The 18,913-nt window shown below is 61.3% G+C and carries 12 protein-coding genes; 9 read left to right on the forward strand and 3 right to left on the reverse strand.

From position 1 onward, the window contains the following. Positions 1 to 171 precede the first annotated feature (171 nt). The 9 genes from DHN55_RS21595 to DHN55_RS21635 are packed head-to-tail and all read left to right on the forward strand — an operon-like array spanning position 172 to position 10,782. On the forward strand, positions 172 to 2,466 hold the full coding sequence (locus DHN55_RS21595) for a bifunctional salicylyl-CoA 5-hydroxylase/oxidoreductase (protein ID WP_108883609.1): 2,295 nt from the start codon (positions 172 to 174) through the stop codon (positions 2,464 to 2,466). 2 nt (positions 2,467 to 2,468) lie between these two features. After that, the gene (locus DHN55_RS21600) at positions 2,469 to 3,236 is read left to right on the forward strand and encodes an SDR family NAD(P)-dependent oxidoreductase (RefSeq protein ID WP_108883610.1); all 768 of its coding nucleotides are present in this window, start codon (positions 2,469 to 2,471) and stop codon (positions 3,234 to 3,236) included. Continuing rightward, on the forward strand, positions 3,233 to 3,706 hold the full coding sequence (locus tag DHN55_RS21605) for a MarR family transcriptional regulator (protein ID WP_108883611.1): 474 nt from the start codon (positions 3,233 to 3,235) through the stop codon (positions 3,704 to 3,706). Before DHN55_RS21600 ends, DHN55_RS21605 begins: the two co-directional genes overlap by 4 nt. Next, positions 3,703 to 4,515 (forward strand): enoyl-CoA hydratase family protein, encoded by an 813-nt coding sequence (locus tag DHN55_RS21610; RefSeq protein ID WP_108883612.1) that lies wholly within the window; start codon positions 3,703 to 3,705, stop codon positions 4,513 to 4,515. The genes DHN55_RS21605 and DHN55_RS21610 overlap by 4 nt, the downstream gene beginning before the upstream one ends. 2 nt (positions 4,516 to 4,517) lie before the next feature. After that, positions 4,518 to 5,666 carry an acyl-CoA dehydrogenase family protein gene (locus DHN55_RS21615; RefSeq protein ID WP_108883613.1) on the forward strand — a complete coding sequence of 383 codons (1,149 nt, stop codon included), beginning with the start codon at positions 4,518 to 4,520 and terminating at the stop codon, positions 5,664 to 5,666. A gap of 4 nt (positions 5,667 to 5,670) precedes the next feature. Then, positions 5,671 to 7,290 carry an AMP-binding protein gene (locus tag DHN55_RS21620; protein ID WP_108883614.1) on the forward strand — a complete coding sequence of 540 codons (1,620 nt, stop codon included), beginning with the start codon at positions 5,671 to 5,673 and terminating at the stop codon, positions 7,288 to 7,290. A gap of 1 nt (position 7,291) precedes the next feature. Beyond that, positions 7,292 to 7,696, forward strand: a complete 405-nt coding sequence (locus DHN55_RS21625) for a Rid family hydrolase (protein WP_108883615.1) — start codon at positions 7,292 to 7,294, stop codon at positions 7,694 to 7,696. Positions 7,697 to 7,720: 24 nt separating this feature from the next. Then, positions 7,721 to 9,175, forward strand: a complete 1,455-nt coding sequence (locus DHN55_RS21630; RefSeq protein ID WP_108883616.1) for an oxidoreductase — start codon at positions 7,721 to 7,723, stop codon at positions 9,173 to 9,175. Next, the gene (locus tag DHN55_RS21635) at positions 9,172 to 10,782 is read left to right on the forward strand and encodes an AMP-binding protein (RefSeq protein WP_108883617.1); all 1,611 of its coding nucleotides are present in this window, start codon (positions 9,172 to 9,174) and stop codon (positions 10,780 to 10,782) included. The genes DHN55_RS21630 and DHN55_RS21635 overlap by 4 nt, the downstream gene beginning before the upstream one ends. Positions 10,783 to 10,799: 17 nt before the next feature. On the opposite strand, the gene DHN55_RS21640 is transcribed toward DHN55_RS21635, so the two are convergent. Genes DHN55_RS21640 through DHN55_RS21650 form a run of 3 tightly spaced genes read right to left on the reverse strand, consistent with a single transcriptional unit; the run spans position 10,800 to position 18,830 of the window. Continuing rightward, the gene (locus DHN55_RS21640) at positions 10,800 to 11,234 is read right to left on the reverse strand and encodes an Ohr family peroxiredoxin (protein WP_108883618.1); all 435 of its coding nucleotides are present in this window, start codon (positions 11,232 to 11,234) and stop codon (positions 10,800 to 10,802) included. Positions 11,235 to 11,277: 43 nt separating this feature from the next. Further along, positions 11,278 to 13,359, reverse strand: coding sequence for a penicillin-binding protein 1C (pbpC, locus tag DHN55_RS21645; RefSeq protein ID WP_108883619.1), 2,082 nt, complete (start codon positions 13,357 to 13,359; stop codon positions 11,278 to 11,280). Next, complete coding sequence (locus tag DHN55_RS21650; RefSeq protein WP_108883620.1) at positions 13,356 to 18,830, reverse strand: MG2 domain-containing protein; 5,475 nt, start codon at positions 18,828 to 18,830, stop codon at positions 13,356 to 13,358. Before DHN55_RS21650 ends, pbpC begins: the two co-directional genes overlap by 4 nt. Positions 18,831 to 18,913: the final 83 nt, after the last annotated feature.

Here is an 18,913-nt window from a genome sequence, read left to right on the forward strand (position 1 = left end):
CGAATTTTTTACATCATAAAACCGATACAACCTTCTGTTTTTTATAATCAAAACTACATTTCAATGTCTCTTTATAATTCATATCTAAATATTTTACTTTTAAAACATATTGACCTGATGCATGATCTGACCATCTAACGCAGCACTTTTGCTGGCAGGAGGTTGGACCCGATGAAGGCTGGATGTATCGGCGGCGGCCCGGCGGGGTTGTATTTCGCAATCTCAATGAAACTGCGTGATCCGGATCATGAGGTCATCGTCTATGAGCGAAACCGGGCCGATGACACTTTTGGATGGGGCGTTGTGCTGTCCGATGAAACCCTGGACAACCTGGCGGCCAACGACGCCATAAGCGCGACATCCATCCGCGAGCATTTTGCCTACTGGGACGATATTGCGGTTCATTTCAAGGGTACGACACAACTCTCCACAGGACACGGGTTTTGCGGCATCGGGCGCAAGCGGTTGCTGCAAATCCTGCAGCAACGGGCCCGCGACGTGGGCGTGGACCTGCGTTATGAGACCGAGATCAAGGACATCGACGACCTGATGCGAACCCACGACCTGGTGGTCGCGCCCGACGGTGTCAATTCGATTGCCCGCGGCAAGTTCCAAGACGTATTCAAACCGGATATCGACGTTCGCAAATGCCATTATATCTGGCTTGGCACGCATCAGAAATTCGACGACGCCTTCACCTTTATTTTTGAACAGACAGAACACGGCTGGATCTGGGTGCACGCCTACCAGTTTGATCCCGACACCGCGACTTTCATCATCGAGTGCTCTGACGAAACCTATCAGCATTTCGGTTTCGAACACATGAGCCAGCAGGAGTCCATCGCCACCTGCGAGGCGATCTTCAAGGACTATCTCGGCGGGCACTCGCTGATGACCAATGCCGGTCATATACGCGGTTCCGCCTGGATCCGGTTTCCGCGCGTGCTGTGCGAGCGCTGGAGCCATGACAACCTGGTGCTGATGGGCGATGCCGCGGCGAGCGCGCATTTTTCCATCGGATCAGGCACCAAACTGGCTCTGGAAAGCGCCATTGCACTGGCCGACTACCTGCACACTGAACCGTCCATGCAGGCGGCGTTTGAGAAGTATGAAGATGCCCGCCGCCTCGAGGTATTGCGTTTGCAGTCGGCAGCGCGCAATTCGCTGGAATGGTTCGAGGACATTGAGCGTTACTTCAATCTCGATCCGGTGCAGTTCAATTATTCCCTGATGACCCGGTCGCAACGCATCAGCCACGAAAACCTGCGCCTGCGCGATCCTGAATGGATGCAGCAGGCAGAACGCTGGTTCCAGACAAACTCCGGAGTGGCGGAAGACAAACCGGTGCGGCCACCGATGTTCGCCCCCTATTCCCTGCGCGCCATGACCTTGAAAAACCGTGTGGTCGTATCGCCGATGGCACAGTACAAGGCGGTGGACGGCTGCCCGACCGACTGGCACCTGGTGCACTATGGTGAGCGCGCCAAGGGCGGCGCCGGACTGGTCTATACCGAAATGACCTGCGTCAGCCCGCACGGACGGATCACGCCGGGATGCACGGGCATGTATGCAGCCGAACATGAAGCGGCGTGGCAACGGCTGGTGAACTTCATTCATGCGGAGACAGGCGCCAAGGTCTGCTGCCAGCTCGGCCACTCCGGCGCCAAGGGCTCAACCCAGCTCGGTTGGGAAGAGATGGACGCGCCGCTGCAGGACGGCAACTGGCCCCTGCTGGCAGCGTCCGAAATCGCCTGGTCGCCACGCAACCAGACACCCAAGGCGATGGACCGGACCGATATGGACCTGGTACGCGAGCAGTTTGTGGCATCTGCGCAGATGGCTGACCGTGCCGGATTTGACATGATCGAACTGCACTGTGCCCACGGCTACCTGCTGTCGTCCTTCATCACGCCGCTGACCAATCACAGGACCGACGACTATGGTGGCAGCCTTGAAAACCGCATGCGGTATCCGCTTGAGGTGTTTTCCGCCGTGCGCGCCGTGTGGCCTGACGACAAACCGATTTCGGTCAGGATATCCGCCAATGACTGGATGGACGATGCGGGCATCACGCCACAGGACGCTGTAGACATCGCCCGCATGCTGAAAGCCGCCGGGGTGGATATCTGCGACGTGTCTGCCGGCCAGACATCCGTGTCGGCCCAGCCGGTTTATGGCCGCATGTTCCAGACGCCGTTTTCCGACCGCATCCGCAATGAAGCCGGTATCGCCACCATGGCGGTCGGCAACATCTATGAGGCCGATCACGTCAATTCCATCCTGATGGCCGGCCGGGCCGATCTGGTGTGCCTGGCCCGCCCGCATCTGGCCGATCCGTACTGGACACTGCGGGCAGCCGTAGCGCTGGGTGACACACAGGCACAATGGCCGGCCCCCTATCTGGCAGGACGCGACCAGGCCTACCGGCTGGCGGAGCGGTCCGAACAACAGACACTGAAGGTGTGATCATGCAGGCAAACCTCGATGGACAACATGCGCTGGTTACAGGTGGCGGCACGGGCGTTGGCTCTGCCATCGCCGTGGCACTGGCAGAGGCAGGAGCCGCCGTCACCATCACCGGACGCCGCGAAGCACCTCTCAGGGAAACGGCAGCCGGCCACGACAAGATGAGCTTTGCCATTGCCGACGTCACCGATGCTGACGCCTTGCGCACCGCATTTTCTTCCGCGGCAGACAAGCACGGCCCGGTGTCCATCGTGATCGCCAATGCCGGGGTGGCCGAAAGCCAGCCGTTCAGCCGACTGACCGGGGAACAATGGCAGCATACGATCGATGTCAACCTGACCGGCGTGTTCAACACGTTTCAGTGCGGGCTGGCCCCCATGCTCGCTGCCGGCTACGGGCGGATGATCGCCATCGCTTCCGTGGCAGGTTTGCGGGGAAGCGCCTATGTCAGTTCCTACTGTGCCGCCAAGCACGGCGTGGTTGGCCTGACCCGCGCTTTGGCCGCGGAACTCGGCCCGAAGGGTGTTACGGTCAATGCCATATGTCCTGGCTATACCCGGACACCGATGCTGGACCGGACACTGGACAACATTGTGGAGAAAACCGGCATGAGCCGTGAGCAGGCTGCGGCCAGCCTGCTGAAAGGATCTCCAACCGGCCAGTTCGTGCAGCCGGATGAAATTGCAGACATGGTGCTGCAGTTGTGCGCCGACAATGCAGCGCCGCGCAACGGAGAAGCTATTGCCATGCCGGAAGGGATCGCAGGATGAGCACGCCTTTGAAACAACCCGAACAACGCCCGGCATCGAAACAACGGCTGCGGTTCTGGCTGCGCCTGTTGAAACTTCAACGCCATATGGAGGCAGTGTTGAGGGAGAGATTGCGGGCGGAATTCAACACCACGCTGCCGCGATTTGACGTCATGGCGGCGCTGCACCATTACGAACGGGGCTTGCGGATGAGTGCCCTGTCCTCCTTCCTCAAGGTTTCCAACGGCAATGTCACCGGCATTGTCGATCGCCTGGTGCTTGACGGCTACGTCATGCGGGTACCGGTCAAGGGTGACCGGCGGGCCATGGTGGTCCGGCTGACGAAAAAAGGCCGTGACGATTTCATCCACATGGCGGGCGTGCACGAAGGCTGGGTGAACGAGCTACTTGCCGACCTCTCGCCTGACGAAGCCGAAGCGATGATGGCCGGCATGGACCGTCTCAATCAATCTCTGGGAGAGCACACATGAGTGACATGAGCGGGCTGAAGCCCGAGCACTTTCACTGGCAGATGGACGGCAGCGTCGCAACGATCCGGCTGGCCCGGCCGGAGCGCAAGAACCCGCTGACCTTCGACAGCTACGCGGAACTGCGCGACACGTTTCGCGCCCTCGTCTATGCCGACGATGTGGATGTCGTGGTGTTTCTGCCCAATGAGGGCAATTTCTGCTCCGGCGGTGATGTGCACGACATCATCGGGCCCCTAACCAAAATGGACATGAAAGGGCTTTTGAACTTCACCCGCATGACCGGTGACCTGGTCAAGGCCATGCTGGCCTGCGGCAAGCCGGTGATCTCAGCAGTCGACGGCGTTGCCGTGGGCGCAGGCGCCATCATCACCATGGCATCAGACCTGCGGATTGCAACGCCGGACGCAAAAACCGCCTTCCTGTTCACCCGGGTCGGGCTGGCAGGATGCGATATGGGAGCATGCGCAATGCTGCCCCGCATTATCGGCCAGGGACGCGCGGCTGAATTGTTGTACACCGGGCGCGCCATGACGGCGCAGGAAGGCGAGCGCTGGGGATATTTCAACCGACTGGTGGATGGAGCAGAACTTGAGGCGGACGCGCTGGCGCTGGCGGCCAGGATTGCAGCTGGACCGAATTTTGCCCATTCCATCACCAAGACACAGCTCAACCACGAATGGTCGATGAGCCCGGAACAGGCCATTGAGGCCGAAGCGCAGGCGCAGGCCATCTGCATGCAGACCCAGGATTTTCATCGTGCCTATGAGGCATTCGTTGCAAAGGAAAAACCCGTGTTCGAGGGCAATTGATCATGCCGGACACCAGCTTTCTCCACTGGCCGTTTTTCGAAGACAGGCATCGCGAACTGGCAGCAGCGCTGGACAACTGGTGTGAAGCCAACCTGCCGGTGGATCATTCGGATGTGGACGCGGCCTGCAAGGCACTGGTGGCAAAGCTTGGACAGGACGGCTGGCTGAAACACTCGGCAATCGATCCTGACCAACCCGCCGTACTGGACGTGCGCAGCCTTTGCCTGATCCGCGAGACACTGGCACGCCACGACGGGCTGGCCGACTTCGCCTTTGCCATGCAAGGCCTCGGCACCGGTGCGATTTCGCTGTTCGGCACGACCGAGCAGCTGGGTTGGTTGCGCAAGACGAGAGCCGGACAAGCACTCTCGGCATTCGCACTGAGTGAACCCAAGTCTGGTTCCGACGTCGCCGCCATGGACATGACAGCCGCACGCGATGGCAATCATTTCGTGCTGAACGGTGAGAAAACCTGGATCTCCAATGGCGGTATTGCAGACTTCTACTGTGTTTTCGCCCGCACCGGGGAAGCGCCGGGTGCCAAAGGCTTGTCGTGCTTCCTGGTACCGGCGGATGCGGATGGCCTGAACATTGCCGAACGCCTTGAGGTTATCGCCCCTCACCCGCTGGCCCGGCTGGAGTTTGACAATGTCCGTGTCAGTGCCGACGCGCTGATCGGTGAACCGGGACAAGGCTTCAAGGTAGCCATGTCGGTCCTCGATGTTTTCCGCTCAACCGTCGGGGCTGCAGCGCTGGGCTTTGCACGCCGGGCACTGGATGAAACGCTTGTAAGGGTGCGCGAACGCGAGCTGTTTGGCGCCCCGATGGCTGAGCTGCAAATGGTCCAGGGTCACGTGGCCGAGATGGCGCTGGATGTGGATGCCAGCGCCCTGCTGGTCTACCGCGCGGCGTGGACCAAGGACACAGGTGCTGCCCGGGTCACCCGCGAGGCCGCCATGGCAAAGCTGCACGCGACGGACAAGGCACAGGATGTGATCGACCGCGCGGTGCAGCTACATGGTGGCGACGGCGTGCGCAGCGGCCACATCGTGGAGAGCCTGTACCGTGAAATCCGGGCACTTCGCATTTATGAAGGCGCATCGGATGTACAGAAAGTCGTTATCGCGCGTCAGATGCTGGCAGGAGGTTAAGCCAATGGACCTGTTACCAAGCGCTCATGTGGATACGTTCAGCCGGGACAACCTGCCGCCCACCGACCAGTGGCCGGAGTTCCTGCTAGACGGGTTCGCCTATCCTGAGCAGCTCAATGCGGCTGTGGAGCTGACAGACCGGATGGTCGAACAGGGGTTTGGTGACCATGTGGCCCTGATCGGCAATGGCCGCCGGAGAACCTACAAGGAACTGTCCGACTGGACCAACCGCCTCGCCCATGCACTGGCGGAGGATTACGGCGTCAAACCGGGCAACCGGGTACTGATCCGGTCTGCCAACAATCCGGCCATGGTGGCGTGCTGGCTGGCCGCAACCAAGGCAGGTGCCGTTGTAGTCAATACCATGCCGATGCTGCGGGCCGGCGAACTGTCGAAAATCGTCGACAAGGCGCAGGTGAGCCTCGCCTTGTGCGACACCCGTATGATGGACGAGATCGTGGCTTGCGCAAAGACATCGCCGTCGCTTGAAAAAGTCATCGGGTTCGACGGCACGGCCAATCACGACGCTGAACTGGACCGTGCCGGACTCGATAAACCGGTCTCCTTCGACGCGGTACAGACCAGCCGGGACGACGTCGCCCTGCTCGGCTTTACTTCAGGCACCACCGGCGAACCGAAGGCGACCATGCACTTCCATCGCGACCTGATGATCATTGCGGACGGGTATGCCAAGGAGGTTCTTGGTGTTACACCCGACGACGTGTTTATCGGTTCGCCGCCGCTTGCCTTCACCTTTGGCCTCGGCGGACTGGCGGTGTTCCCATTGCGCTTCGGGGCAACGGCCACCCTGCTGGAGACCGCCTCACCGCCCAACATGATCGAGATCATCGAGACCTACAAGGCGACCGTGTGCTTCACCGCGCCGACCGCCTACCGCGCCATGATGCGGGCGATGGATGAAGGCGCAGACCTGTCATCCCTGCGAGTTGCGGTTTCTGCCGGAGAAACCCTGCCCGGCCCGGTTTTCGAGGAATGGAAAGACAAGACCGGCAAGGAGATGCTCGACGGCATCGGCTCGACGGAACTGCTGCACATCTTCATCTCAAATCGCTTCGGGTCCGCCGCACCTGCCCAGACCGGCACCCCGGTCACCGGCTATCAGGCCATTGTGGTCGACGACGCAATGAACGAAGTGCCCCGCGGCACAATCGGTAAACTCGCCGTCAAGGGTCCGACCGGCTGCCGCTATCTGAACGATGACCGACAGGCAAACTATGTGCGCGATGGCTGGAACCTGACCGGTGACAGTTTCATCCAGGATGAGGCAGGGGTATTTCATTTTGCCGCGCGCAGCGACGACATGATCATATCTTCCGGCTACAACATCGCCGGGCCGGAAGTGGAAGCAGCGCTTTTATCCCACGACGACGTCGTTGAGTGTGCCGTCATCGGTGTGGCGGACGAGGATCGCGGCCAGATTGTGCAGGCCCATGTAGTGCTGATCGAAGAGGTCAGCGCAGATGATGACTGCATCAAGCGCCTGCAGGATCATGTGAAACAGGCCATCGCGCCGTTCAAGTATCCGCGCTCAATTGTGTTCACCAGCGCGCTGCCCAAGACACAGACCGGCAAGATCCAGCGCTTCCGGCTGAGAGAGGAATGAGATGATGGAATTTCTGCAGCCAAAAGGCTGGAAACAACCGAAAGGCTATGCCAATGGCGTAGCTGCTGAGGGACGCATGGTGTTCACCGGCGGTATGATCGGCTGGACCGCCGAGGAAGTGTTCGAGAGCAAGGATTTTGCCGGACAGGCCGAGCAGACACTGCGCAACATTGTGGCCGTGCTGGCCGAGGCAGACGCTAAGCCTGAACATATTGTGCGCATGACCTGGTACGTCACCGACAAACAGGCATATCTCGCCTGCCAGCGCGAGCTGGGTGCCGCCTACAAGCGGGTCATCGGCAGGCATTTCCCGGCCATGGCTGTGGTTCAGGTCACAGCGCTGGTTGAAGACGACGCGATGGTGGAGATCGAGGCGACGGCGATGATGCCGCCCACCGGCCAATGACCGTTTCAACGAGTTCACGATAACATGTGGAAGCCGCCTGAAAAAATACGATGGAAACCGGAACCCGGTCATCTGCCGGACGCGGAAGAGCGCGCGGCGGCGGCCCTGTTCTCCCCCTTGCTGTCCGGCCGGCTTGCACTGCGCAACCGGACCTGGGTACCCGCAATGGTGCCATGGCGGGCCACGGACAATGGCCACGTGACACCTGAAGTACTCGACTGGTATGGCCGGTTCGCACGAGGACGCCCGGCAGTCATCGTGGTGGAAGCCACCGGCATCCGCGATGTACCGTCCGGACCTTTGCTGCGCATCGGCCATGACCGGTTCCTGGACGGGCTTGAACAACTGGTTGACGTGGTGCGCCGGGAAAGCGGCGGGACAACCAGGCTGTTCATTCAGCTGATCGATTTCCTGGCAATCAAGCGTCGCCCCGACCGGGTCAAGTTCCTGCAGCGCTTCCTCACCGTCACGCCGCAGCACAGGCAGGTGCTCGGCATGGGTGATACTGACGAAGCCGATGTCCGCCAGGCCATGATTGCCATGACCGACAGTGAGCTGGAACCGGTTCTGGCCGCGCGCGAATTCGAGGCGCTGACAAAAGGCTACCGCGAACAGGTGAATGACATGCATCTGGACCACATCAGAGATCTGCCCCAGGTGCTGCCGGAGCTGTTTGCCGAAGCCGCCAGCCGGGCCAGCCGGGCCGGATTTGACGGTGTTGAACTGCATTACGCCCACGCCTACACCATGGCCTCGTTCCTGTCGGCGACCAACCGGCGTGATGACGGATATGGCGGCGCGGCAGATGCAAGGGTTCGCCTGCCGCTTGAGGTGTATGAAGCGGTCCGCAAGACGGTGCCGGACGACTTCATCGTCGGCTCGAGATTCCTGGCTTCAGAGGAGGTTGCAGGCGGCAGCTCACTTGACGATGTCTGCCACTTTGCAACAGCTTTCGCCCGTGCCGGTATGGACTTCCTGTCGCTGTCGCGCGGCGGCAAGTTTGACGATGCCAAGCAGCCCAAGGTGGGCGCTGCCGCCTACCCCTATACCGGGCCGAGCGGATACGAGTGCATGCCGCAATACATATCCGACGAGAAAGGCCCGTTTGGCCGCAACATGGCCGCGACGAAAACCATTCGCGAGGCGGTGCGCAGAGCCGGGTTCAACACACCGGTTGTTGCGGCAGGCGGCATACACAATTTCGATATGGCGGAAGCAGCGCTCAATGACGGTACTGCTGACATTATCGGCGCGGCCCGCCAGGCACTCGCCGACCCGGACTGGTTCAGGAAACTCGAAACCGGTCACGGCGGCGAAATCAGGTTATGTGAATATACCAACTACTGTGAAGGGCTCGACCAGAACCACAAGCAGGTGACCTGCAAGCTCTGGGACCGGGTGCAACTGGACGAGCCGGGGGTGCGCAAATCCTCCGATGGCAAGCGTCGCCTGATTGCACCGGACTGGACACCTGAATGACGCCGCCGGCCAGCCCGCAGAAGGACCGGTTTGTGCACGACCGGCTGCCGCCCCGGGAACAGTGGCCGCAGATACAACCTCTGGCAGCCAGCGCAGGTCTGGACACTCTCAATTGCGTGTCCCTGCTGCTTGACCGGCATGTTTCAAATGGAAATGGAGACAGTCCGGCAATACGAGGCGGTGACCGCACCTGGACCTATGCAGAGCTGGACGAGCATGTCTGCCGGACTGCATCGGTCATGGTGCACCGCTACGCCATCGAACCGGGCAATCGCGTGCTGATCCGCGGCGGCAATTCTCCGGAAGTGGCCCTCATCTGGCTGGCCGTACAGAAAATCGGTGCGGTCGCCGTTACGACCATGTCACTGCTGCGCGACAACGAGCTGCGGGTGATTATCGACATGTCACAACCTGCCCTGGCGATCTGTGAAACCAGCCTGATGCAGGACCTGTCACTCGCTGTCAGGTCGTCTGGCAGGAATGTTCCGGTCATCGGATTTGAAGCCGGTCACGGCGAGCTGTTCGAGCTGATGGCCGACGCTTCGCCACAACATGAAACCTGCGCCACGCTGCCGGATGACATATCGCTGATTGCCTTTACCTCCGGCACCACCGGCAAACCCAAGGCCACCGTTCATTTTCATCGCGATGTGATCGCCATTTGCGAAACCATGTGCCGGCACATGGTTGCCCCTGACCGGCAGGATGTCTTCATCGGTACCGCGCCGCTGGCATTTACCTTCGGCCTCGGCGGGTTGCTGGTGTTTCCGTTACACGCCGGGGCCTGCAGTGTTCTCAATGCACGCTATTCACCGGAGCAACTGCTCGATGCGATAGAGACCTACGGCGCAACTGTCTGCTTTACCGTGCCGACGTTCTTCCAGCAGATGGTAAAACTTAAGGCAGACCAGTCACTGGCAACACTGCGCCTGGCGGTATCCTCAGGCGAGGCGCTGCCCTTGCCTGTCAGGCAGGCATGGGCCGATGCGACGGGCATGCAACTGGCGGAAGTGCTCGGTTCAACGGAAATGCTGCATGCCTTTGCCGGTTCAACCGGACAGGATGTGCGCGCCGGTTTTATAGGCCCGGCCATACCGGGCTTTGAACTGGCAGTCGTTGACGATACCGGCCGCAAACTGCCGGCCAACGAGATTGGGCGGCTGGCGGTCAGGGGGCCAACCGGATGCCGCTACCTGGATGATGCCCGCCAGCAGGCATATGTGCAGCACGGTTGGAACATCACCGGCGATGCCTGTTCGATGACGGAAGACGGGTATCTCGCCTATCACAGTCGTCTCGACGACATGATTATTTCTTCCGGCTACAACATTTCAGGTGTTGAAGTCGAAAACACGCTGCTGCTGCACCCGCATGTTCGTGAATGCGCCGTCGTCGGTGAAGCATCAGAGGAACGCGGACAGGTCGTGGTTGCCTACGTGGTAACACCGGTTGCCGTTGAAGACCGGTCAAGGCTGGCGGGCGACCTGCAGGATCATGTCAAAAACACCATCGCGCCCTACAAGTACCCGCGCGCGATCCGGTTTCTGGATCAGTTGCCGCGCAATGAATCGGGCAAGATTCAACGCTTCCGCCTGCGCGGCAGCTGACCTGTCATCGTTTCGATCTAGACAACCACCGGATTGATGTCGAGCGCGCCGCGGGTCGCGTTGGAATACGGGCAGACCTGGTGGGCTTCCTCGACCAGCCTGGCTGCCTTGTCCTTTGCGACGCCCGGCAGCGAAACCTCAAGTTTCACATCGAGGCCGAAACCACCTTCGGAACGAGGTCCGATACCGACGGTGGATGTGACGGTGGTGTCGTCAGGAATTTTCATTTTCAGGTCTTCAGAATGGCCGGCGACAAATTTCATGGCGCCGAGAAAACACGCGGCATAACCGGCAGCGAACAATTGCTCGGGATTATTGCCGTCCTTGCCGTCTCCACCCAGTTCCTTCGGTGTTGAAAGCGTCACATTGAATGCGCCATCCAGCGTGCCGGAGACGCCGTCGCGCCCGCCGGTTGCGCGGGCCTGGGTGCTGTAAAGTACTTCGGTTGGCATGATCGGTTCCTTTCTCGTTTTCACACAACAGACTTGCCGTCGCCTATTCCAGATACACGCTGATACTGGCAGATCGTCCCCGGGCATCAATAACGGACAGGCGTGAAAACCCTATACCACCAGCCTGCCACAAGCCACTGCGCGACCGCAGCGGCTCGCCGACGGGAACACCGTTGGCCAACAGGCGGTACGGGGGCCGTCCGCCCTGCAACTTCAACATGAGTGGTTGCACAGCCCCGCCCGACGCCAGGCCAAGGTCCACGTGCGCCCCGTCCGGCGGATAGACAATATGCAATGCGGGTTCGTGCAGGCCGACCTGCGGCAGTCCGGCATCCGGCGCGGTGAAAAACCTGAGCCCGGAAGGCAGATCGGCTGCCTCTATCCGCACCGCGCCGGCAGGCGCTTGCGGCAGGGCCTCGAACTTCAGTCCGGTGCGCGCAAAGCTGTCGAACAGGATTGGTGCCGCCACGGTTATTCCGTTCAGATCAGGCACCGGCGCGCTGTCTGCCCGTCCGACCCACACACCCAGCACATGGCGTCCGTCGAACCCGATGGACCAAGCATCTCGATTGCCGTAGCTGGTGCCGGTCTTGTAGGCGATCGGCAATCGTGCAGTACCACGCGGCGGTGCGACACCTGACAAAATGTCGGACACGTGCCAGGTGGCAACAGGCGAGAACATCGCCCGCCCCGCAGCGGCGGCAGGTCTTCCTGTAACACCGTCTCCAAGCGTCACGGTGCGACCGTTATTGGCGAAAACGGTATATGCCTGCACCAGGTCTTTCAGTGTGACGCCGACACCGCCAAGACCAATGGCCAGGCCGGGCGCCTTGTCCCTCGGCAGCACTGGCACAACCCCTGCCCTGTGCAACCGGCCGAGCAGGCGCGACGGCACCGTGGCCTGCAGCAACCTCACAGCCGGGACATTGAGCGACAGTTGCAGCGCCTGGCGCACACTTACATCGCCCTGGTAGGTCAGGTCGAAGTTCCGCGGCCTGTAACCATCGAAACTGGCCGGGCGGTCCTCAATCAGTGTTTCCGGCAATACCAGGCCGTCTTCCAGGGCCAGTGCATAAATAAACGGTTTGAGTGCAGACCCTGGAGACCGCGGTACGCCGGTCATGTCTATCCAGCCTGACCGCCTGACGTCCAGCAGACCCGCCGACCCGACTTCCGCCAGCACCTCTCCGGTATGGACGTCCGCCAGCATCATGGCAACCGACAAATCCGGGCCGAGCCGTTGGGCAGCCTCTGATGCCACCACTTCCAGTGCCTTTTGCACCGGACGAGACAGCGTAACCTGATGCACTTGTTCCGTGGGCCGCAACCAACGCGCCTGCTGCGCCAGATGAGGCGCCAGTGCCGGCAAGGCCAGCCGCCGTGCCCGGACCGGAACAGCAGAGGCTCGCGCCACCTCGCCGGATGCGATGAAGCCGCCTTCAGCCATGCGGGCCAGCACCTGGTCACGGGCTGCTTTCGCGCGCTCGCGATAGCGGTCTGGCCGGCGACGTTCCGGCGATTGCGGCAGGGCCACCAGCAGTGCGCCCTGGGCAAGGCCAAGTGACTTCGGCTCCTTGCCGAACCAGGCAAGCGAGGCAGCCCTCACTCCCTCGATATTGCCGCCATAAGGTGCATGAGTAAGGTAGAGTTCGAGTATCCGCCGCTTGTCCAGCCGGCGCTCTATCTGCAGCGCCCGCGCCATCTGGCGCACCTTGGCAGTCAAGGAACGTTCAGGCCGCGGCTCGAGCAGCCGTGCCAGTTGCATGGTGATGGTCGATCCCCCTGACACGATACGACCGTGACGCAGCATCTGCCACGCCGCGCGGATCATGGCCAGCGGGTCCACACCGCCGTGCTGCCAGAACCTGCGGTCTTCGTAGGCGACCAGCATGCGCACGAACTCCGGGTCGACCTTGTCCAGCCGGACCGGCAGGCGCCAGCGCCCGTCTGCGGCAGCGAACGCCCGCAACAGCTTTCCGTCACGATCAACAACCTCGACGGATTGTGTCGAGCTTTCAGGCAACGGCGGCGGATAGGCTTCGTCCAAGGCCGCCAGGCCCGGCATCGCGGCAAGCGCCACCATGACGACGAGGGCCAGTGCGACAATGCCCGGCTTGTGTTTCATGGCCGGGCCGGGTTTACGTCAATTTGCCCTTGTGCTGTTCGTGCCGTGAACTGGGGCCGGTACATGTCCTCGACCACGGCGGCGGGCTGGGCAAATTTGCCCGGTGAGACAGCACGCACAACGTAGGCCGCGCTGAACTCCCTGTTGCCGCCCTTGCGCACATCGAACGCCGCAATAAAGCGGTCGGCGCGGAACTCGCTGTGCGCCGCACTGGCATTGCCCAGCCATTCAAAAGACTTGAGGTCGGCGCTGCCCACCAGTTTCGGACTGTCGATTTCGAAGCCGCCCGGCAACAGGTCGCTGACCACGATGCGCGCGGGCCAGTTGTTCTGCTGCACGATGCTGATCGTTACAACGAAGCGGTCATTCTGCCTTACCTGACTGACGTCGGTTTCAACCCCATCCAGCGTGTAGTACCTGCGTTCGATGGTGAAGCCCTTGCCGCCTGCAGGCAGTGCCGCCAGCGGTGCTGCAAGCACATTCACCGTTGCCAGCACCTGCTCCTTCCCGCGATTGACAATTTCCAGCGGTGTGGCGGCAAGATCTTCACCTGTCGTCCTGGCGGAATAGCCACCGGCATGATCGGTGCCGCCCACCGCAAGCTTCATCGACGCATTGGCCTGCCTCACGCCGCGCGCGGCAAGCAGCATCCAGACATTTTCCTGCGTGGTGGAATACCGGTCGCGGGCCGCCTTTGCCGATACCAGGTCCACCATTGCCGGAATTGATTGCGGCCGGGGCTGGGTTTCCGACGCCAGCGCCAGCATGGCCGAGGCATCACGCAGGCTGGAGCCGTAATCCGAACGTGACAGGTTACCCTTGTCCTTCCGCGCCTGTGCCAGGGCTGACTGGAACGCCGTGCCGGATCGGTTAGCATCACCGTAGAGCGCCAGCGCCGCGCCAAGCTGCGCCCGTGCCATCGGGCTCCGGAATTCTTCCATCTTGGTGTCGGCATAGTAGCGCAGGTCACCCGCCGACGCCCGGCGGTTGCGTGCCAGCACATAAAGGGCATAGGCAATGCCGCCGCCGCGATCCTTGACGTTCTGGTCATAGGACAGGACGTTTTGCAGGTTTTCAAGCGCTGCCAGCATGGCTTTCTCACGGACCTTGAACCCCTTTTCCCGGGCCCGGGTCAGGAAATCAGTGACGTAGGCATCGAGCCAGAGATCGCCATAGCCAGGCGACCACAAGCCGAAGCTTCCGGTCGAAGACTGGTTGGCCAGCACCCGGTAAATCGCCTTTTGAACCCGGTTGCCGACATCGCCCGCATCCTCTGCCTTGGGGTCTCCCGGCAGATCGCTCAGATAGAGCAGCGGCAGTGCACGGCTGGTGGTCTGCTCCGTGCAGCCATAGGGATAGCGATCAAGCGACGCCAACACCGATGCCGTATTAATACCACGCGTCCTTGTTACATCGACGGTTACCATCGCACCGTCAGGTTGAGAACCTGCGAGCAACTGCTCATCCAGGGCGATGGCGCCGCCATTTGCCGCCAGCGTCATCTCTTTGCGCCGCGTGACCGGCAACGCCGCGGGGCGGACCGGCACATAAAGCGTCTGGGCCAGATCGATGCCGGTATCATGGGTCAGCCGTACGCTCACCTGGCCGGAACCGACGCCGGTGGCCGAGATGGGAACAGACAGGGATGTCTTGCCGCCTTGCGCCAGCTTGACGATGTTGGGCAGCAGCCCCTGATCGGCAGACAAGCCGTTTTCCGCGATGATTTCGACCACATAATCACCTTCCGGGCCGTCGGTGTTGGCGATGTCCAGCCGCAGGCGTGATGTGTCGCCGGGCGACATCACTTTCGGAGCGGATGCCAAGAGCACAACCGGATCGCGGACGATTACGTCGCCGGATGCACTGCCGACCTGATCTTTCGACCACGCCACCGCCATCAGACGGACCGTGCCGTTGAATTGCGGCAAATCAAAACTTACCGATGCCTTGCCGTCGGCACCCACTTCCACCGGCCCGGAAAACAGCGCCAGCAGTTTCTGCGTCGGCGGGCTGCCGTCAGACGACAGGCCTGCAGCGTCACCGCCACTCCGGATCCGTCCTTCGACACCCAGCGAACTGTCAATCAGGCGGCCATAGATGTCGCGGATTTCCAGTCCGATCTTGCGCTGACCAAAATACCAGCCGGCCGGATCAGGCAGTTCATAACGGGTCAGGTTCAGAATACCGACGTCGACGGCTGCTACTGTCACGTAGGCCTGCTGACCTTCGGCGAGACCAGTCAGTGTCATGGGAACATCAAGCAGTCCCCGTGCCGCAATTTTTTCCGGCACATCCAGAGCCAGGTTGATCTTGCGTGGTTCTGGATCGACCTGCAGCCATTTCACGCCGATGGCGCGAGACGGAAGCCGGCTTTTTTCGGCATCACCGCGCCGGTACAGCGTGGCGGTTACGTAGGCACCTGCTCCCCAGTCTGCACCCACCGGCATCTCGATGACCGTATCGCCTGCCGGAACACTGGCTGTCCTGACGTCGGACAGCTTGTTGGTGCCGACGGTTACCAGCACTTCGCCGGCATGGCGTGCAGAGATTGTCAGCCGCGCCGTATCACCGGCAGCATATGATGCCTTGTCCAAAGCCATCTCGAGCCCGTCCGGGGTGTCGAGGGAGGCGGCGGCTACAACCCATCCGGCATTGAACTCCACGCTGGCGGCGGCGCCGCCGGAACGGGGATCGGTCACCTCCAGCCGATAGCGGCCCCAGCCGACAGGAACGGATATGCTGGCTTCCCCTGTTGCCGGCGCATCGACCTGCCCGTCCATCACCTGCCGGGTCAGGTCGATGGCTTCATAACTCCACCGGTCTCCGGTCCTGTACCACTGGTAGTTGCGTTCTACGCGGATCAACCGCCATTTCAGGCCGGCGACACGCGCCTTGCTGCCGTCCGGTGTAACGGCAATGACCTTGAATCCGGCTGTTGAATTTTCCGCGACCTGCGCCTCGCCAGCTTCCTGCTTGATGCCGATGACCATGCGCTCAGGCTTGACCTTCAGAGCAACATCCCTTTCCACGGCCCGGCCGCCGGGTTCGCGCACGCGCATGACGACACTGGCGCTGAGCAATTGCGTTGTCGCCGGCGCTCCCGTCAGGACGACCGGGAATTCGGCCTTGCCGGTGCCGTCCAGGTCCGGGACCGCGTCGAGCCTGCGGGTCACGGTTTCCACCTGTTCCTCCGCCAGGCCGAAGGAGTAACCTGGATAGGCGTCCCACTCGCGTGTCGTCTTGATCCGGACGCTGCCCTCAACCCCAAGACCAGCCGCCGGCGCCCCGTACAGGTACTGCCCGTCGACTGCGACTGTGGCGGGCTGGGTTACGGCAATTTCCGCTGGCGTGGCAGCAAGATCAAATTCCAGCCGGTCAGGTACGAAATCCTCGACAAGGAAGCGCATCTCCGCAACCGGTTGAGCCTTGACGTCGGTGTGCATCCGCACGGTCCAGGTGCCACGCATTGCATTGCCCTGAAGCTCGTAGCCCACCGTATGGCCACCAAGCCTGTCGTCGCTGGATACGATACGCCGGTCTTCGACACCGTCTGGGCGGCGGAAGATGAAGGTCAAAGGCAAACCACCCAGGGCATGAGCCGATACGTCCCGCAGCAGTGCGGAGGCATGTACTGTTTCACCGGGCCGATAGATGCCGCGTTCGGTCCACGAAAACGCATCGATCGCGCCGGGAGATGCCCTGCCCGCGACGCCACGGTCCGCAAAATCGAAACCGGCCTTGGTCAGGTCAAGCAGCACGAAGTCATTGCTGCCGTGGCGCACCAGAACTGCCGCCGGAGCCATTGCACCTTCGCCGCGAACCAGGCCGGCGGCAAAGCTGGCCCGTCCTTTGGCATCGCTGACGGTGGTCCCCAGCACTTCATTGTTGCGGGCGACCAGTTGCACATCCGCTGTTGCCAGCGGTTTCGCCGAAGCCAGGCTGCGCACAAACACGTTGAGGCCGTCTTCACCGGTAAAGCTGGTTATCCCGATATCGGAAATGACAAACCACTGCGTTGCCCGGGCGTCCCAGTGATCGCTCTTGCCGTCCTTGGGCACGGCGGTCAGCACATAGATGCCCGGTTTGCGGTCGGGTATCGCCTTGTCAACCGGAAAGCTTGTCGTCACTTCCTTGTTCAGCTTGCTGGCAATATCGATGCTGCCCTGCCATACGGAGGATCCAAGCTCCTGCTTGATGTTGTCGACCTCATGACCTTTCAGCTGGCGCAGGAAAGAACTGCCGGACAACAAACGGGCGAGTGCCCTGTCACCTACGCGGTAGGCCTCAAGCCGGGCACTGTCTGTGTTGACCGAGACCAGCGGGATGCCGTGCCGGGTCGTACTGGGCAGGACAAAGCGGTCTCCGGTAAAGCGCACTGCCGGAGCACGGTCGCGAACATAAACATTCAGAACCACCGGTTGCTCCAGCACCTCGCCCACCGATGATGGCAGGCCCTGCCGAAGTCCAACCGCGTAGGTCTGACCATGGGCCAGCCATTCGGCGCAGACCTGCTTGTCCTTGGCCTCCAGTGACTTGGCAGGTACGCCGTTTACAGTGACAAACTGGGCATAGTCAGTGCCGGAGCGCACCAGGGCCTCGGAAAACTGCACACAGATGCGTGGTGTGGTAGCGTCGCTGTCCACTGAATGGCCGACGACCCGAAAGCCCTTGCGTTCGCGCAGTTCCCTATAGGCCGCGCGCACCTCCGCCGACGATACCAGCCCGAGGCTGGCCTTGTAGGCTTCCAGCGCAGGCCGGAACAGATTCCGCTTGTCGAGCGCATCTGCCAGCACCGCCAATGCCTCGGCCCTGAGTGCAGTGCTCTTGCTTTCGCGATAGGCAATCTGGGCAGCCGAAGAGGCGGTCTGTTTGAACCGGTAACTGTTTTCACCCGGGCCGGGGATCATTCGAAGTGCCGCCCTGGCAAGACCAACCCAGAGCGAAGCGTCACCCGCATCCAGTCTCAGTGCACCCAGATAGGCATCGCGCGCGATCCGAACTTCCCCCGAAACCAGGCCTGCTGCCCCTGCACCCTTCAACGCGTTGAACCCGCGCGCCTCGGCGGCATCGGGGCTGCCGATTTCAGACTGCGTCTGGCGCACTTCAGCCTTCACATAGTCCGGCAAAAAATTCAGCGGCGGCGGAGCGGCGATTTCAGGTTGCGTCGATTTCTCCACCAGTCGCCCGGCGACCGCGCCGACGAACGGTTTTGCCACGCCATGATCGGATTTAAGGAAACACCAGCGCTGCTTGCTGGTGTAGGTGAGCGCGTGGCACTGTTCATCTTCAAGACAAAGCGCCTTGCATTGATCAAGCGACACATCGGCCTGCGTCCTCAGGTCAAACCCGAAGTAATCCGCATCCCGCGATGTAATGATGGTTCGTTCAGCAGGATCGGCGTGCGCCGGTAGAAAAACGAATGTGAGCAGTAACAAGGCGAACGCAAGCGCGCTCAAGAAACCCGACCTCATGGTCTGTTCTCCGTCCAACAACGATCGCCCCGTCTGACTACCCATAATGCTGCGCCTGCGCCAGATGTCAATTGACAGAATTT

The sequence above is a fragment of the Anderseniella sp. Alg231-50 genome (genome assembly GCF_900149695.1).
Classification (GTDB): domain Bacteria; phylum Pseudomonadota; class Alphaproteobacteria; order Rhizobiales; family Aestuariivirgaceae; genus Anderseniella.

Bases quoted from the DNA above. Each gene is read 5' to 3' on its own strand.
- DHN55_RS21615 (WP_108883613.1), top strand. From the start codon at position 4,518: ATGCCGGACACCAGCTTTCTCCACTGGCCGTTTTTCGAAGACAGGCAT.
- DHN55_RS21650 (WP_108883620.1), bottom strand. From the start codon at position 18,830: ATGAGGTCGGGTTTCTTGAGCGCGCTTGCGTTCGCCTTGTTACTGCTC.
- DHN55_RS21620 (WP_108883614.1), top strand. From the start codon at position 5,671: ATGGACCTGTTACCAAGCGCTCATGTGGATACGTTCAGCCGGGACAAC.
- DHN55_RS21610 (WP_108883612.1), top strand. From the start codon at position 3,703: ATGAGTGACATGAGCGGGCTGAAGCCCGAGCACTTTCACTGGCAGATG.
- DHN55_RS21600 (WP_108883610.1), top strand. From the start codon at position 2,469: ATGCAGGCAAACCTCGATGGACAACATGCGCTGGTTACAGGTGGCGGC.
- DHN55_RS21605 (WP_108883611.1), top strand. From the start codon at position 3,233: ATGAGCACGCCTTTGAAACAACCCGAACAACGCCCGGCATCGAAACAA.
- DHN55_RS21635 (WP_108883617.1), top strand. From the start codon at position 9,172: ATGACGCCGCCGGCCAGCCCGCAGAAGGACCGGTTTGTGCACGACCGG.
- DHN55_RS21595 (WP_108883609.1), top strand. From the start codon at position 172: ATGAAGGCTGGATGTATCGGCGGCGGCCCGGCGGGGTTGTATTTCGCA.
- DHN55_RS21640 (WP_108883618.1), bottom strand. From the start codon at position 11,234: ATGCCAACCGAAGTACTTTACAGCACCCAGGCCCGCGCAACCGGCGGG.
- DHN55_RS21630 (WP_108883616.1), top strand. From the start codon at position 7,721: ATGTGGAAGCCGCCTGAAAAAATACGATGGAAACCGGAACCCGGTCAT.
- pbpC (WP_108883619.1), bottom strand. From the start codon at position 13,359: ATGAAACACAAGCCGGGCATTGTCGCACTGGCCCTCGTCGTCATGGTG.
- DHN55_RS21625 (WP_108883615.1), top strand. From the start codon at position 7,292: ATGATGGAATTTCTGCAGCCAAAAGGCTGGAAACAACCGAAAGGCTAT.